We start from the raw sequence: 15,527 nt of genomic DNA on the forward strand, positions 1-15,527 counted from the left end.
GGGGACTTCCCTCCCCGAACCACAAAGGACGGTGCACATGGGTGCGCACCCGCCGGACGGGCTGCAGGCAGGTCTGAAGAACCGCCATTTGTCGATGATCGCGATCGGCGGGGTGATCGGCGCCGGGCTGTTCGTCGGCTCCGGTGCCGGTATCGCGGCCGCCGGGCCGGGCATCCTGCTCTCCTACGCGCTGACCGGGCTGCTGGTCGTGCTGGTGATGCGGATGCTGGGCGAGATGGCCGCGGCGTCGCCGACCTCCGGGTCGTTCTCGGCGTACGCGGACCGGGCGCTGGGCCGCTGGGCGGGGTTCACCATCGGCTGGCTGTACTGGTTCTTCTGGTCGGTGGTGCTGGCCGTCGAGGCGACCGCGGCCGGCGCGATCCTCACCGGGTGGGTCCCGGCCGTCCCGCAGTGGGCCTGGGCGCTGCTGGTGATGATCGTGCTGACCGGCACCAATCTGATATCGGTGGGCTCGTTCGGCGAGTTCGAGTTCTGGTTCGCCGGGATCAAGGTCGTGGCGATCGTGGTGTTCATCGTGGTCGGCGCGCTGGCGATCTTCGGGCTGCCGCCGGGGGACGGCGCGGTGGGGATGACGAACCTGACCGGGCACGGCGGGTTCCTGCCGCACGGCCCGGGCGCAATCCTCTCCGGCATGCTGCTGGTGGTCTTCTCCTTCATGGGCAGCGAGATCGTCACGCTGGCGGCGGGCGAGTCGCCCAACCCGGTGCAGGCCGTGCGCAAGGCCGTCAACAGCGTCATCTGGCGGATCGCGCTGTTCTACCTGGGCTCGATCGCGGTGATCGTGACGCTGCTGCCGTGGAACGACCCGGCGGTGGCCAAGAGCCCGTACGTGGCGGTGCTGACGTCGCTGGACATCCCGTACGCGGGCACCGTGATGGACGTCGTGGTGCTGACCGCGGTGCTGTCCTGTCTGAACTCCGGGCTGTACACCGCCTCGCGGATGGCGTTCTCGCTCGGCCAGCGCGGCGACGCGCCGAAGTCGTTCGCGAGGGTCAACAAGGGCGGGGTGCCGGCGGTGGCGATCTGGGCGTCGGTCGCCTTCGGCTTCGTCGCGACGATCTTCAGCTACACGTCGAAGGACACGGTCTTCCAGTTCCTGTTGAACTCGTCGGGCGCGGTGGCGCTGTTCGTGTGGCTGGTCATCTGCTTCTCGCAGCTGCGGATGCGCCGGACGCTGGAACGCGAGGCGCCGGAGCGGCTGACCGTGCGGATGTGGCTGTACCCGTGGCTGACGTACGCGACGATCGCGCTGATCGTGTTCGTCGTGGGCTACATGTTCTACGACCCGGACGGCCGGGAGCAGATGGTGCTGTCGGTGGTCGCGGCCGTGGTGGTGCTGGCGGTCGGGCTGGTGCTGGAGCGGCGGCGGGGGCGGGAGAAGCAGGCGGTGGAGCCCGCCGAGGCCGTCGAGGCCGCCGACCGCGCCTGACGGCGGGAGGACGAAAGGGCGGGGCCCGCACCGGGATCGGTGCGGGCCCCGCCCTTCGTCGTCGTCCGGCCGGCGGTCAGTCGCGGCGGCCGGCGAGCTTCCACGCGGCCGGCAGCGCGCCCATCGCCAGCGCGGCCTTGAGGGCGTCGCCGACCAGGAAGGGGACGAGGCCGAGGGCGACGGCCTGGCCGAGCGACATGCCGGTGCTCAGCGCGAGGTAGGGCACGCCGAGGGCGTAGATCACGGCGGTGCCGGCGGCCATCGTGGCGGCGGTGCGCAGCGCCCCGCGGTCCCCGCCGCGCCGGGCCAGCGCACCGACCAGGCCGGAGGCGAGCAGCATGCCGACGATGTAGCCGAAGGTGGGGCTGCCGAAGCCGGAGGCGCCGCCGGCGAACCAGGGCATGCCGGCCATGCCCGCCAGGGCGTACAGGGCCAGGGAGAGCAGACCGCGGCGGGCGCCGAGCGCGGTGCCGACCAGGAGGGCGGCGAAGGTCTGGCCGGTGACCGGGACCGGGGAGCCCGGGATCGGCACGGCGATCTGCGCCGCGAGGCCGGTGAGCACGGCGCCGCCGGCGACCAGCGCGGCGTCGCGGACGCGGGCGCGGGAGGCGGTGGTGGCCGGCAGCAGGTCGGCCAGGACGGTACCGGTACGGGTGAGGGCGGCGGTGCTCATCAGGACTCCGCGGGTGTGTGAGGGATCGGGACGGGTCGGGACGGTGTGACGTTAGTCCAGCGGGCGGCCGCTGATCATCGTGTGGCGGCGACAAAGCCGCGGTGGCCCGCTTGGAGACTTCCGAACAACCGCCAGAATGCCCGGCCCTGTTGGTGCCCGCGGTGTCTTTGCAGGTCACGTGATGCTCGTCACGGATCGGGCGGCTTCCGGCCGCCGGTTTTGTGGTAGCGCGCGGGGTGCGGCGACACTGGTTCCGCCCCGCGGTGACCTGTGGAGTTCCCCCAAACCCGCCGGCGGCCCGGAGCGTGTGCCCGGCCGCCTTCGCCCCTGTGAGAGTTACGCACCCATGCACCAGACACCGAACACCGCCGGGCCGGCCGCGCCCAGCCCGGGCGCCGGCGAGCCGGAGCCCCTGTCCGCCGGGCTCAAGCAGCGCCATCTGACGATGCTGGGGCTGGGCGGGGTGATCGGCGCGGGCCTGTTCGTGGGGTCCGGTGCGGGGATCGCGGTGGCCGGGCCGGGGATCGTGCTGTCGTACCTGATCGCGGGCGCGCTGGCGATGCTGGTCATGCGGATGCTCGGCGAGATGTCGGCGGCGATGCCGGCGTCGGGGGCGTTCTCGGTGCACGCCGAGCGGGCGCTGGGGCGCTGGGCCGGCTTCAGCGTGGGCTGGCTGTACTGGTTCCTGCTGGTGGTGGTGCTCGCCGTGGAGGCGACCGGTGCGGCGCAGATCGCGCACGGCTGGGCGCCGGCGGTGCCGCAGTGGGGCTGGGTGCTGCTCTTCATGATCGTCTTCACCGGTGCCAACCTCGCCGCGGTGAAGAACTTCGGCGAGTTCGAGTTCTGGTTCGCCGCCCTGAAGGTCTTCGCGATCGTGCTGTTCCTGGCCCTGAGCCTGCTGGCGGTCTTCGGGGTGCTGCCCGGTACCACCCCGGTGGGCACGGCGAACCTCACCGGGCAGGGCGGGTTCCTGCCGCACGGCTGGGCCGGCGTGGTCTCCGGGGTGCTGGCCGTGGTGTTCGCCTTCGGCGGGCTGGAGGTCGTCACCATCGCCGCGGCCGAGTCGGACGACCCGGCGCGGGCGGTGGGCCGGGCGGTGCGCAGCGCGGTGTGGCGGATCCTGTTCTTCTACGTGGGCTCGATGCTGGTGATCGTGGCGCTGCTGCCGTGGTCGTCGATGCGGCCGGGGCAGAGCCCGTACGTGGCGGCGCTGGACCACATCGGGGTGCCGGGCGCCGGGCAGATCATGAACGTGGTGGTGTTCGTGGCGCTGCTGTCGGCGCTGAACGCCAACCTCTACGGCTCGTCGCGGATGGTGTTCTCGCTGGCCGAGCGGGGCGAGGCGCCGCGCCGGCTGCTGGCGGTGTCGAACGGAGGGGTGCCGCGCCGGGCCGTGCTGGCGTCGGTGGCGTTCGGGTTCGTCTCCGTGCTGCTGAATCTGGAGTGGCCGGATTCGGTCTTCCTGTACATGCTCAACGCGGTCGGTGCGGTGCTGCTGTTCGTGTGGGGACTGATCGCCGTCTCCCAGCTGCGGCTGCGCCGGCGGCTGGAGCGTGAGGCGCCGCAGAAGCTGGCCCTGCGGATGTGGGCGTTCCCGTACCTGACGTGGGTGGCGCTGCTGGCCATGGGCGGGATCGTGGTGCTGATGCTGACCGACGACACGGCCCGGCCGCAGCTGCTGTGGTCGGCCGGGGCGACCGCGGCGGTGCTGCTGGTGGCCGGCGGTCGGGAGCTGCGGGAGCGGCGCCGGCCAACCCGTGAAGCCGGCGGTCCGCTTTCACCGGCCGTCGCAATCGACGCTGATTCAGGCACGCACGGTGACGATCACGTCTGAATACCGAACATTCGCTGCACGACTGTTGCCCTGAGCGGACACCGGCGCCCAAACTGAGCCAGCTTTGCCGAGGACCCCGGAGTTGAGCCGTCGGCGGCCCCTGCGCGACCGCCTGCCCCGGCAGGGGCCCGCCCGGGGCCCGGCAGCCCGTCGCGCCGGTCGCGGCACCGGGAGAACGCAGTAACGCTCTTGCTCCGCTCTCACCTACTGGGACAGGTACGACATGAATCGGACACCCTCGTCCGCCGCACCCGCGCGCGAGCAGACCGACCTGGCGGCGGGCGCCGACGGCGGCCCCTCGCTGTCCAACGGCCTCAAGCAGCGCCACCTCTCGATGATCGCCCTGGGCGGCGTCATCGGCGCCGGCCTCTTCGTCGGCTCCCGCGAGGGCATCGCGGCGGCCGGCCCCTCGATCGTGCTGGCCTACGCCGTCTCCGGCGCCCTGGTCATGCTGGTCATGCGGATGCTCGGCGAGATGGCCGCGGCCAACCCGGCCTCCGGCTCCTTCTCCGTGCACGCCGAGCGGTCGATCGGCTCCTGGGCCGGCTTCACGGTGGGCTGGATGTTCACCGCGCTGCTGTGCGTGGCGGTGGCGGCCGAGGCGCTGGGCGCCGCGGACGTGATGCACCAGTGGTTCCCGTCCACCGAGCCGTGGATGTGGGTCCTGGTGTTCATGGTGGTGTTCACCGGGACGAACCTGGCCGCGGTCTCCAACTTCGGTGAGTTCGAGTTCTGGTTCGCCGCCCTGAAGGTCGCCGCGATCGGCATCTTCCTGGTCCTGGGCATACTGGCGATCCTCGGCGTGCTGCCCGGCACCCAGGCGCCCGGCGCCTCGCACCTCACCGGTCACGGCGGCTTCCTGCCCAAGGGCGTGGACGGCCTGATGGTCGGTCTGCTGGCGTCGGTGTTCGCGTACGGCGGTCTGGAGACGGTGACCATCGCGGCGGCCGAGTCCAAGGACCCGGTGCGCGGGGTGGCTCGCGCGGTGCGCACCGCGATGTGGCGGATCGCCCTGTTCTACGTCGGCTCGATGGCCGTCATCGTCACCGTCATCCCGTGGAGCGCCCCGTCGATCGCCAAGTCCGGCCCGTACGTGGCGGTCCTGGACTACCTGAAGATCCCGGCGGCCGGCCAGATCATGAACGTGGTCATCCTGGTGGCGCTGCTGTCCGCGGTGAACGCCAACATCTACGGCTCCTCGCGGATGGCGTACTCGCTGATCTCCCGCGGGCAGGGCCCGGCGGTGCTGGGCAAGGTCAGCGGCGGGGTGCCGCGCCGCGCGGTGCTGCTGTGCTCGGCGTTCGGCTTCCTCGCGGTGCTGTTCAGCTTCCTGTGGCCGACCACGGTCTTCCAGTGGCTGCTGAACATGGTCGGTGCCGCCGTCCTGGTGGTGTGGGGCTTCATCGCCGTTGCCCAGCTGCGGATGCGCCGCCAGCTGGAGCGTGAGGCGCCGGAGAAGCTCGTGGTGAAGATGTGGGCCTTCCCGGTGCTGACGTGGGTGGCGCTGGCGGGCGTCGTGGCGGTGCTGCTGCTGATGCTGCGGGACGACAACCAGCGCCTCCAGCTGCTGTTCACCGGTGGCTTCGGGGTCGTGCTGACCCTGGTCGGGCTGCTGCGGCAGCAGTCGCTCGGCAGCAGGCAGAGCGAGCCGGCCGACCACTAGCCGGCGGCGGCCGGCCCGAGGGCCGGGCACCGGCGCCGTCCTGGCACTCCATAAGGCGGGGCGGGACCTCCATCCGAGGTCCCGCCCCGCCTTACGTCTTCGGTACCAGGTCGGCGCCCGTGCCCGGCCGAAGATCGCTCCTGCTGGTAGCGTGCTCTTGCACATTGATTGCAACTACTGCATTGACGCAGCTTGGAGGCGGGATCGGCATGGCCACCTACACACTTCCTGAACTTCCGTACGACTACGCGGCGCTGGCACCGGTCATCAGCCCCGAGATCATCGAGCTGCACCACGACAAGCACCACGCGGCCTACGTCAAGGGCGCGAACGACACCCTGGAGCAGCTCGCCGAGGCCCGCGACAAGGACCAGTGGGGCAGCATCAACGGCCTGGAGAAGAACCTCGCGTTCCACCTCTCCGGCCACATCCTGCACAGCATCTACTGGCACAACATGACCGGTGACGGCGGCGGTGAGCCGCTGGAGAAGGACGGTGTGGGCGAGCTGGCCGACGCGATCGCCGAGTCCTTCGGCTCGTTCGCCAAGTTCAAGACGCAGCTGTCGAAGGCCGCGGCGACCACCCAGGGCTCCGGCTGGGGCGTGCTGGCCTACGAGCCGGTCACCGGCCGGCTGATCGTCGAGCAGGTCTACGACCACCAGGGCAACGTCGGCCAGGGCTCGGTGCCGATCCTGGTCTTCGACGCCTGGGAGCACGCGTTCTACCTGCAGTACAAGAACCAGAAGGTGGACTTCATCGAGGCCATGTGGCGGGTCGTGAACTGGCAGGACGTGGCCAAGCGGTACGCGTCGGCCAAGGAGCGCGCCCACAACCTGCTGCTGGCGCCGTAACGACGCCGCCCGAGCGTCCTGCCTCGTGATCGTCTTCTCACCCTTCACCTGGCAGGCGGAAGAACGGAGCGCCCCCGCACGTCCGATACGTGCGGGGGCGCTCCCATGGGTGCGGGGGCACGCGCTCAGTCGAAGACCGGCCCCTGCGTGCGGGTCCGCTTGATCTCGTAGAAGCCGGGGATGGACGCCACCATCAGCGTGCCGTCCCAGAGCTTCGCGGCGTCCTCGCCCTTGGGGGCGGGGGTGACGACCGGGCCGAAGAAGGCGATCTGCTCGCCGTCGGAGCCGGGCACGGCGATGACCGGGGTGCCGACCTCCTGGCCGACCAGGTCGATGCCCGCCTTGTGGGAGGCGCGCAGCTCCTTGTCGTAGGTGTCCTTGTCGGCGTACTCGATCAGCTCGGCGGGCAGGCCCGCGTCGTCGAGGGCGGCGGCGATGCTCTCGGAGGTCACCCCGAGGCCCTCGTTGTGGAAGCGGGTGCCGAGCGCGGTGTAGAGCCGGCCGACGGCCTCGTCGCCGTGCAGCTGCTGCGCGGCGATCACCACGCGGACCGGGCCCCACGCCTTGCCGCCGGGGCGCATGTTCTCGGCGTACTCCTCGGGCAGCGTGTCGAGCTTGTCCTCGTTGAGGACCGCCAGGCTCATCACGTGCCAGCGCACCTCCACCGGACGGACCTTCTCCACCTCCAGCATCCAGCGCGAGGTCATCCAGGCCCAGGGGCACAGCGGGTCGAACCAGAAGTCTGCCGGGGTCTTCGGGGTGTCGGACACGTCGTCGTCTCCTCATGAGAGCGGTGGGTATCTGTGGTGTTCTGCCGCGAACGGTTCAACCGCGGGTGGGCGTGCCATGATTCCCCGTGTTCGATATTCGAGACGAGGACGAGGGAGTCACGTCGTGCCAGGTGAGAATCTGTCCCGGGACGAGGCACGTCAGCGGGGCCGGCTGCTGAGCGTCGACGCCTACGACGTGGCGCTGGACGTCCGCTCAGCGGTCGCCGAGGGCGACGCCGCGGCCACGTTCCGGTCGCGCACGACGATCCGCTTCCGCTGCGCCGAGCCGGGCGCCGCCACCTTCGCCGACCTGCTGGCGCCGGAGGTCACCTCGGTCACCCTCAACGGCCGGGAGCTCGACCCCGCCGAGGTCTTCGACGGCACCCGGATCGCCCTGGACGGCCTGGCCGCCGAGAACACCCTCGTCGTCGACGCGCGGTGCGCCTACAGCCGGACCGGCGAGGGCCTGCACCGCTTCGTGGACCCCGAGGACGGCGAGGTCTACCTCTACACCCAGTACGAACCGGCCGACGCCCGCCGGGTCTTCGCCAATTTCGAACAGCCGGACCTGAAGGCGCCGTTCACCTTCGAGGTGACCGCCCCCGAGGGATGGGTGGTCCTGAGCAACGGCGCGCAGGTGGGCGAGGCCGAGGGAGGGACGCACCGGTTCGCCACGACCCGGCCGATCTCCACCTACATCACGGCCGTGGTCGCCGGGCCGTACCACTACGTCTCCGACAGCTACCACCGCACCTTCGACGACGGCACCGAGCTGGCGATCCCGCTGGGTGCGCTGTGCCGCAAGGGCCTGGCCAAGCACTTCGACGCGGACGACGTCTTCACCGTCACCAAGCAGGGCCTGGACTTCTTCCACGACCACTTCGACTACCCGTACCCCTTCGGGAAGTACGACACCGCGTTCGTGCCCGAGTACAACCTCGGCGCGATGGAGAACCCGGGCTGCGTCACCTTCCGCGAGGAGTTCATCTTCCGCGGCAAGGTCACCGAGGCGTCCTACGAGCGGCGCGCCAACGTCATCCTGCACGAGATGGCGCACATGTGGTTCGGCGACCTGGTGACCATGCAGTGGTGGGACGACCTGTGGCTCAAGGAGTCCTACGCGGACTTCATGGGCGCCTTCGCGCTGGTGGAGGCCACCCGGTTCACGAACGGCTGGATCACCTTCGCCAACCGCCGCAAGGCCTGGGCGTACCGCGCCGACCAGCTGCCGTCCACCCACCCGGTCACCGCCGACATCCGTGACCTGGAGGACGCCAAGCTCAACTTCGACGGCATCACGTACGCCAAGGGCGCCGCGGTGCTCAAGCAGCTGGTGGCGTACGTGGGGCAGGAGGCGTTCCTGGAGGGCGCCCGGCGCTACTTCAAGCGCCATGCGTACGGCAACACCCGGCTCGCGGACCTCCTGGCCGTACTGGAGGAGACCTCGGGCCGCGACATGGCGGCCTGGTCGCGGGCCTGGCTGGAGACCGCGGGCGTCAACTCCCTTACCCCGGAGGTGAGTTACGACGCCGAGGGGCGGATCGCGGAGCTGGCCGTCCGCCAGGAGGCGGCGCCCGAGCAGCCCGACCTGCGGCCGCACCGGGTCGCGGTGGGCCTCTACCGCCGGCAGGACGCCTCGTCCGGCAGCGGCCACCCGGCGCTGGTGCGCTACGCCCGGGCCGAGGTGGACGTCGCCGGGCCGCGGACGGCCGTCCCGGAACTGGCCGGCGCCGAGCGGCCCGAGCTGATCCTGGTCAACGACGACGACCTGACGTACTGCAAGGTCCGCTTCGACGCGGAGTCGCTGGCGACGCTGCGGGGCGGGCTCGGCGAGCTGACCGACCCGATGGCGCGGGCGCTGTGCTGGGCCGCGCTGTGGGGGCTGACCCGCGACGGGCTGCTGCCGGCCCGGGACTACCTCGGCCTGGTGCGGCGGTTCGCCGGCCGGGAGACCGACATCGGCGTACTGCAGTCGCTGCACGGGCAGGCCCAGGCGGCGCTGGAGCAGTACACCGCGCCGGACCACAAGGAGGCCGCCGCGCGCGAGCTGGCCGAGGGCGCACTGGTGGAGCTGCGGCGGGCCGAGCCGGGCAGCGGCCACCAGCTGTCCTGGGTGCGGCACTTCGCCGCGGTGGCCGCCGCGCCCGCGGACCTCGCGCTGCTCCAGGGGCTGCTCGACGGCACCGAGACCCTGGACGGGCTGGAGGTGGACCAGGAGCTGCGCTGGGCCCTCCTGGCGCCGCTGGCCGCGCACGGGGTGGCGGACGAGGCGGTGATCGCCGCGGAGCTGGCCCGCGACGACACCGCATCGGGCAAGCGCCACCAGGTCCGGTGCCTGGCGGCCCGGCCGTCGGCGGAGGTCAAGGAGCAGGCGTGGGCGGACGTGGTGGAGTCCGACGCGCTGTCCAACGCCCTGGTGGAGGCGACCATCGCCGGGTTCGCACAGCCGGACCAACGGGAGCTGCTGGCGCCGTTCGCCCCGCGCTACTTCGCCGCGATCGAGCGGGTGTGGCGCGAGCGGTCCATCGAGATCGCGATGGACGTGGTGCGCGGGCTGTTCCCGGCCTGGCTGGTGGAGCACGCCACCCTGGAGGCGGCGGACGGCTGGCTGGACGGGCACCCCGGGGCCGCGCCCGCGCTGCGCCGGATCGTGCTGGAGGAGCGGGACGACCTGGCCCGGGCGCTGCGCGCACAGGCTTGTGACGAGGCGGCCGGGGCGAGGCCGTAACCTCCTGGCCGACCAGCCCTTTTCGGCAGTCGAACGCCCGTACTTTAGCCCAGGATTGTCCGGTTCCTGGCACGGGCGTGTAACAGCGGTTAGGGGGCGGAGCGGGCGCGGGAATCGCCACGGCATGAACCACGACACCCCGCTCTCCCCCCTTCCCCTCCGCCACCTCTCCGATGTCCGCCGCAAGGTACTGACCACCCGTCAGCTCCGGCAGCACGGTGTGTCGGCGGCCGAGACGACCGACCGCTGCCGCCCCGGCGGCTGCTGGCAACAGGTGCTCCCCGGTATCTATCTGCTCCATGCCGGACCGCCCACCAGCGAGGAACGGCTGCACGCGGTGCTGCTGTACGCCAGCCACCGGGGGCCGACGGTGCCCCGGCAGGGCTCGGCCGACGCCCCCGCCGAGGCGATGATCACCGGCCTGGCGGCGCTCGCCCTGCACGGCTTCGCGGAGACGCCGCCGCTGCTCGCCCTGGACCGCATCGAGGTGCTGGTCCCCCGCACCCGGCGGCTGCGCTCGACCGGCTTCGCGCAGATCGTCCGGTCCGCGGAGCTGCCGGTGCCGCAGCAGGTCACCGGCGTGCCGACCGCACCGGTCGCGCGCGCCCTGGCCGACGCGGTCGCCGGGCTCACCGACGCCTCGGCGGTGCGCCGACTGCTGACCGAGGCGGTGCGCGACGGGCACTGCGAGGCGCCGGTGGTGGTGCGCGAGCTGAGCCGGGCCCGGCTGCTGACCCGGCCGCACGTGGTGGACGCGGTCGACACCCTGCTCGCCGAGGGCCGGGCGCAGGCCGAGCAGCGGCTGTACGCGATGGTGCACGAACACGACCTGCCGGACCCGCTGTGGAACGTCGACCTGCGACTGCCGGGCGGACCGCTCCTGGGCGGGGTGGACGCCTTCTGGCCCGAGTACGGGGTGGCCCTGGAGATCGACACCCGCGCGCCGCGCCCCGAGGAGGACCCGCTGCACTCGGCCTTCGACCACAAGCGCGAACACCTGGAGCGCCTCGGCATCACCGTCGTCCGCTGCCTCCCCCGCACCCTCCGCGAGGCCCCCGCCCAGCAGGCCGCCGTCGTCCGCACGGCCCTCATGGCCGCCCCGGACCGCGAACCGGTCGTGTACGTGGTCGCCCTGCCGCGCTGAGGGGGCGTACCGGCCGTGCCGGCCATCCGTCCCTCGGAATGCCCGCCGCGCCCTGCCCCTGCTCGTTGACGTCCCCCAGCCCCGGAATACCGCTCCGCCCCGCCTCGTTGTGGCCCCGTAGGGGGACTCGCGACCCCTACGGGATCCGTTCGATCAGCCCCTAGGGGTATCGCCCCCAGGCCCCGCCCCCTCAAGGCCCGCGCCGCCCCTCAGGGTCCGCACCACCCCTCAGCGTCCGCACCGCCCCTCAGCGTCCGCCCCGCCGCCCCTCAGCGCCCGCCGTCCCCAGGCACCAGTCGGCCACCACCCCCGCCGCGCCTCCGCCGCCGCCCCTCACCTCCGCTTCAGCAGCAGCTCGACATTGCGGTCGCGGGACGTGCCTGCCAGGTCCGTGCGGGCCTCCGGGGCGTTGAAGGACAGTTCGCGGTAGAGGGCGGCCAGGCCGGTCTGGGAGAGGTCGGTGAAGTCCGTGCGGTGCGGGGCGGCCGACTCGACGAGGGTGGCGATCAGCGACAGCGTGCCGTCGTGGTTGTCGACCAGCTCGATGACCCGGGCCAGCTGCGGGAAGTCGATGTGCGAGGCGGTGGAGACCTCCCAGAAGGTGCCGTGCGGGACGATCTCGTTCTTGTGGCTGTGTCCGTTGATCCAGCCGACGACCCGGGGGTGCGCGGCCAGCAGCTCGACCAGTTCGGCGCCGCCGTGCCGCTTCTCGTGCGGGCGGGCCGGGTCGGGCCGGGTGTTGGTCATGGTCTTGGCGGTGTGATGGCTGAAGACCAGCACGTGCGCCTTGTCGCCCCGTTCGTTCGCCTTCAGGGTCCGCTCCAGCCAGCGCAGTTGGGTCTCGCCGATCGAGCCGGTGTAGTGGCCGCCCGGATCGGTGGTGTCCAGGCTGATGCCCAGTACGTCGTCGGAGACCCGGAAGGTGTAGTACAGGCGGTTCTCCTCCAGGGCCGCGGCGGTGTAGCCGTGGCCGTGCGGGCCGTGGCCGGTGTGCGCCGGGTCGAGGTGGGCGCGGAGGTACTCGGCACGGGTGAAGGGGGCGCGCCGCTCGTCGGGGGTGACCGTCCTGGCCTGCTTCGCGTGCGCCTTCAGCAGTCGCTTGAAGTCCGCGCCCTTGGGGTCGAGGCCGTCCTTGACGGCCTTCCAGACCTTGGCGGCCTCGGCGGCGGGCAGCGTCTCCAGCTTGCGGTGCCCGGTGGCGATCTCCGTCCAGAACGGGTCGCCGGGGGCGTAGCAGCCGCCGGGCAGCGAGTCGTGGTTGCCGACCGTGGAGTACCACGGCAGCCGCAGCCCGGGGCTGTGCACGGTGCGGATCGCCGCGTCGAGGAAGCCGTGCAGACGCGGGAAGCCCAGCTTCTTGTCGGCGTCGCGCAGCGGGCTGTCCGGCTGCCAATAGAGGGGGAGCCCGCTGTCCTGGACGCCTTCGTAGCGGCGCGGGTCACCGGAGTTGGGGGTGATCCGGCCGCCGCTCATCGCGGTGAGGAACCACTCCAGCTCCAGCTTGGAGTTGTTGTCGGTGTTGTCGCCGGTGGTCATCACGAACGCCAGCGGCGCGCCGGTGGCCGGCCCGCCCGGCAGGGCGTTGACCCGCTCGATCAGCGAGACGACCCCGGCCACGGACAGCGCCTCCTGCGGGCGCCAGGCGCTGGCCGTCTGGGCGCGCAGGTACTCGTAGCGCAGCGGGTTCTGCACGTCGACCAGGTGGAGGTCGGTGAGCTGCACGAACGACGCCAGGGCGGTCCGGCGCCGCTCGCGTCCGCCGTGGGCGCCGGCCAGCTCGGTGCGGACCACCCGGCGCCAGCCGGGCCCGTCGGCCAGCCGCCGGTAGCCCCCGCTCCCGCGCGGGGTGGCCACGCCGCCGAGGGTGGTGCCCTTGGTGTACGGGACATGGGGGACGGCCGGGGCCTCGACGGCGATCGGTGCGGCGGGGGCCGGGCCCGGGGTGACGGTGGTGGCGGCCTGGGCGGCCCGGTCGGGGCCGATGCCGAGGGTGAGGCCGAGCCCGGTGGCGGCGCCGGCGGCTCCGGTGGCGGCGAGGAACGTGCGGCGGTCGATGCTGGCGGTGGCGGACCGGATGCGGGACATGCGCGGGCTCCCCGGGTGCGAACGCGAAGGCGGCCGGGACCGGTGGCCGGCGGGGGTGGGACTCCCCGCGGGCCTCCGGCGGCACAACTGCCCTGTCACCAGGGATGGTTGGCAGCGGGAATGACCTGGACGTGAACGCCACCGCAACGCCGGGAACCCATCACCGCACAGGGATCTGCCGGTCACGGGACCGCCACGGCGCCCTGTCCCGGGGTGCGACCGCCGGCCACCGCGCGTTCACCGCGCGGGGTACCACCGCCCGGCGCCGCCACGCAGAGCGAGCAGGCATCACCGTCCGTGAGTGCCGGGTCCGGCACGGGGTGCCACACGCTGCACGCCGGGCCCGGCCCGGGTGTCCTACGCTGCGTGACCGCGACGCACCGCGCGGTGGGTATGCGTTCCGTCACGCTCGACGCCCCTCGACCGCCACAGAATGGAATGGATTGGACAAGGCGACGGGTGTCACACACATGATGGAGGCACTACTGAGCAGGTGTGCCGAACAGACACCTGAGCCAGGTCAGAAAGAAGGAGTCCCATGAGGGTCGGAATCGTCGGAGCCACCGGACAGGTCGGCGGCGTGATGCGGGGCATTCTCGCCGAGCGGAACTTCCCGGTCGAGCAGCTGCGGCTGTTCGCTTCGGCCCGGTCCGCCGGACGGACGCTGCCGTGGCAGGACACCGAGATCACCATCGAGGACGCGGCGACCGCCGACTACTCGGGGCTGGACATCGTCCTCTTCTCGGCCGGCGGTGCGACGTCCAAGGCGCTGGCGGAGAAGGTCGCCTCCGCCGGTCCGGTCGTGATCGACAACTCCTCGGCCTGGCGTCGTGACCCCGAGGTCCCGCTGGTCGTCTCCGAGGTCAACCCGCAGGCGATCACCGACCGCCCCAAGGGCATCATCGCCAACCCGAACTGCACGACGATGGCCGCGATGCCCGTGCTGCGCCCGCTGCACGACGAGGCCGGCCTGGTCTCGCTGGTCGTCGCGACGTACCAGGCGGTGTCCGGCAGCGGCCTGGCGGGCGTGGAGGAGCTGGACGGGCAGGTCCGCAAGGTCATCGACCAGGACGCCACCAAGCTGACCCACGACGGCTCGGCGGTGGAGTTCCCCGAGCCGGACAAGTACGTCCGCCCGATCGCCTTCAACGTGCTGCCGATGGCCGGCTCGATCGTCGACGACGGTCTGGGCGAGACCGACGAGGAGCAGAAGCTCCGCAACGAGAGCCGCAAGATCCTGGAGATCCCGGACCTGAAGGTGTCCGGCACCTGCGTCCGCGTCCCGGTCTTCACCGGCCACTCGCTGCAGATCAACGCCCGTTTCGCGCGGCCGATCAGCCCGGCCCGGGCGCAGGAGCTGCTGGCCGGCGCCCCCGGCGTGACCCTCTCCGAGGTCCCCACCCCGCTCCAGGCCGCCGGCCAGGACGCGTCCTTCGTGGGCCGGATCCGCGCCGACGAGACCGCCGAGAACGGCCTGGCGCTGTTCGTCTCCAACGACAACCTCCGCAAGGGCGCGGCGCTGAACGCCGTGCAGATCGCGGAGCTGGTCGCCGCGGAGCTGCGCGGCTGACCCGTCTGCCGACGGCCGGGGCCCGTACGGAGTTCTCACCCTCCGTACGGGCCCCGGGCCGTTTCCGTGCGGTGCGTACCGGCGCTCAGCCCCGCCGCACCTCGAACTGGAAGCATCCGTACTCCACGGCCCGGACGTGCACCAGCGCCACCTCCGGGTCGGCGAACGCCTCGTCCAGGGCGGCGTCGAAGCCCGCCGTGGCGTCCTCGGGGATCTCGAAGAGCCGCCCGCCGACGATCCGCCCGGCCTTGTCGTAGCGCCGCAGGGTGCGCAGGGCGCCGGGCCGGTCGAAGGGGTACCGGTCCGCGCCGGCGTCCGGGCCCTGGCACTCCTCCGCGTGGAGGAACACCGGCCCCTGCTCGTCGTACGCCCCGGGCCGGGCCCCGGTCTCCGCGGCCCACCGCCGCAACGGCGCGTACGACACCAGCGCCACCCGCTCCCCGGCCCGGATCGCCCGCAGGCAGCACCGCAGCGGACTGCCGACACAGTCCACGGGGACGCCGTCCTCCCGGGCGGTGTACGGCTCGACGGGCCGCCCGGCGTCATCGGTCACACGGAGTTCCTTCAGCGCGGCGGGCGGGATGGGCAGCGGGGTGTAGGTCGTCATGCGTCCACGGTCCCCCGCGGCCCCGCCAGGTGCTGGCGGGAATCGGACGGCGTCCCCGAGGCCCGGCACTGCTCCTCGTCGTCCTCCCCGGCGAGACGCGCCGGACGAGCGGGACGACATGTTCGCCAATGTCCACGATCGGGTGGTGCCCC

General features: G+C 72.3%; 11 protein-coding genes. 7 read left to right on the plus strand and 4 right to left on the minus strand.

The window, feature by feature from the left end; translation table 11 throughout:
• The first annotated feature begins 37 nt into the window (after positions 1–37).
• Positions 38–1,450: an amino acid permease gene (locus ACZ7MX_RS37790; protein ID WP_472138975.1), complete on the plus strand. Its 1,413-nt coding sequence runs from the start codon at positions 38–40 to the stop codon at positions 1,448–1,450.
• Positions 1,451–1,526: 76 nt separating this feature from the next.
• Here the strand turns inward: ACZ7MX_RS37790 and ACZ7MX_RS37795 are convergent, their stop codons facing one another.
• On the minus strand, positions 1,527–2,123 hold the full coding sequence (locus ACZ7MX_RS37795; RefSeq protein ID WP_472138976.1) for a biotin transporter BioY: 597 nt from the start codon (positions 2,121–2,123) through the stop codon (positions 1,527–1,529).
• A 346-nt stretch (positions 2,124–2,469) separates the two neighbouring features.
• Here ACZ7MX_RS37795 and ACZ7MX_RS37800 point away from each other — a divergent pair, with 346 nt between their 5' ends.
• From ACZ7MX_RS37800 to ACZ7MX_RS37810, 3 genes are all read left to right on the plus strand, one after another.
• Positions 2,470–3,957, plus strand: coding sequence for an amino acid permease (locus tag ACZ7MX_RS37800; protein WP_472138978.1), 1,488 nt, complete (start codon positions 2,470–2,472; stop codon positions 3,955–3,957).
• Between the two features lie 223 nt (positions 3,958–4,180).
• The gene (locus ACZ7MX_RS37805) at positions 4,181–5,620 is read left to right on the plus strand and encodes an amino acid permease (protein ID WP_472138980.1); all 1,440 of its coding nucleotides are present in this window, start codon (positions 4,181–4,183) and stop codon (positions 5,618–5,620) included.
• A gap of 209 nt (positions 5,621–5,829) precedes the next feature.
• A complete protein-coding gene (locus ACZ7MX_RS37810) occupies positions 5,830–6,471 on the plus strand; it encodes a superoxide dismutase (protein ID WP_030813043.1) in 642 nt (213 codons plus the stop codon).
• 125 nt (positions 6,472–6,596) lie between these two features.
• On the opposite strand, the gene ACZ7MX_RS37815 is transcribed toward ACZ7MX_RS37810, so the two are convergent.
• Positions 6,597–7,241: a mycothiol-dependent nitroreductase Rv2466c family protein gene (locus ACZ7MX_RS37815; RefSeq protein ID WP_472138982.1), complete on the minus strand. Its 645-nt coding sequence runs from the start codon at positions 7,239–7,241 to the stop codon at positions 6,597–6,599.
• Between the two features lie 124 nt (positions 7,242–7,365).
• On the opposite strand from ACZ7MX_RS37815, the gene pepN reads away from it, so the two are divergent.
• On the plus strand, positions 7,366–9,969 hold the full coding sequence (pepN, locus tag ACZ7MX_RS37820; RefSeq protein ID WP_472138983.1) for an aminopeptidase N: 2,604 nt from the start codon (positions 7,366–7,368) through the stop codon (positions 9,967–9,969).
• Positions 9,970–10,093: 124 nt separating this feature from the next.
• The gene (locus tag ACZ7MX_RS37825; protein WP_472138985.1) at positions 10,094–11,113 is read left to right on the plus strand and encodes a hypothetical protein; all 1,020 of its coding nucleotides are present in this window, start codon (positions 10,094–10,096) and stop codon (positions 11,111–11,113) included.
• 333 nt (positions 11,114–11,446) lie between these two features.
• Here ACZ7MX_RS37825 and ACZ7MX_RS37830 read toward each other — a convergent pair whose 3' ends face one another.
• Positions 11,447–13,198: a TIGR03767 family metallophosphoesterase gene (locus tag ACZ7MX_RS37830; protein WP_472138987.1), complete on the minus strand. Its 1,752-nt coding sequence runs from the start codon at positions 13,196–13,198 to the stop codon at positions 11,447–11,449.
• 538 nt (positions 13,199–13,736) lie between these two features.
• Here ACZ7MX_RS37830 and ACZ7MX_RS37835 point away from each other — a divergent pair.
• Positions 13,737–14,768, plus strand: a complete 1,032-nt coding sequence (locus ACZ7MX_RS37835) for an aspartate-semialdehyde dehydrogenase (protein WP_472138989.1) — start codon at positions 13,737–13,739, stop codon at positions 14,766–14,768.
• An 85-nt stretch (positions 14,769–14,853) separates the two neighbouring features.
• On the opposite strand, the gene ACZ7MX_RS37840 is transcribed toward ACZ7MX_RS37835, so the two are convergent.
• Positions 14,854–15,375: a DUF1203 domain-containing protein gene (locus ACZ7MX_RS37840; protein ID WP_472138991.1), complete on the minus strand. Its 522-nt coding sequence runs from the start codon at positions 15,373–15,375 to the stop codon at positions 14,854–14,856.
• Between the last annotated feature and the right edge of the window lie 152 nt (positions 15,376–15,527).

This window comes from Streptomyces sp. NPDC107765, assembly GCF_055657085.1.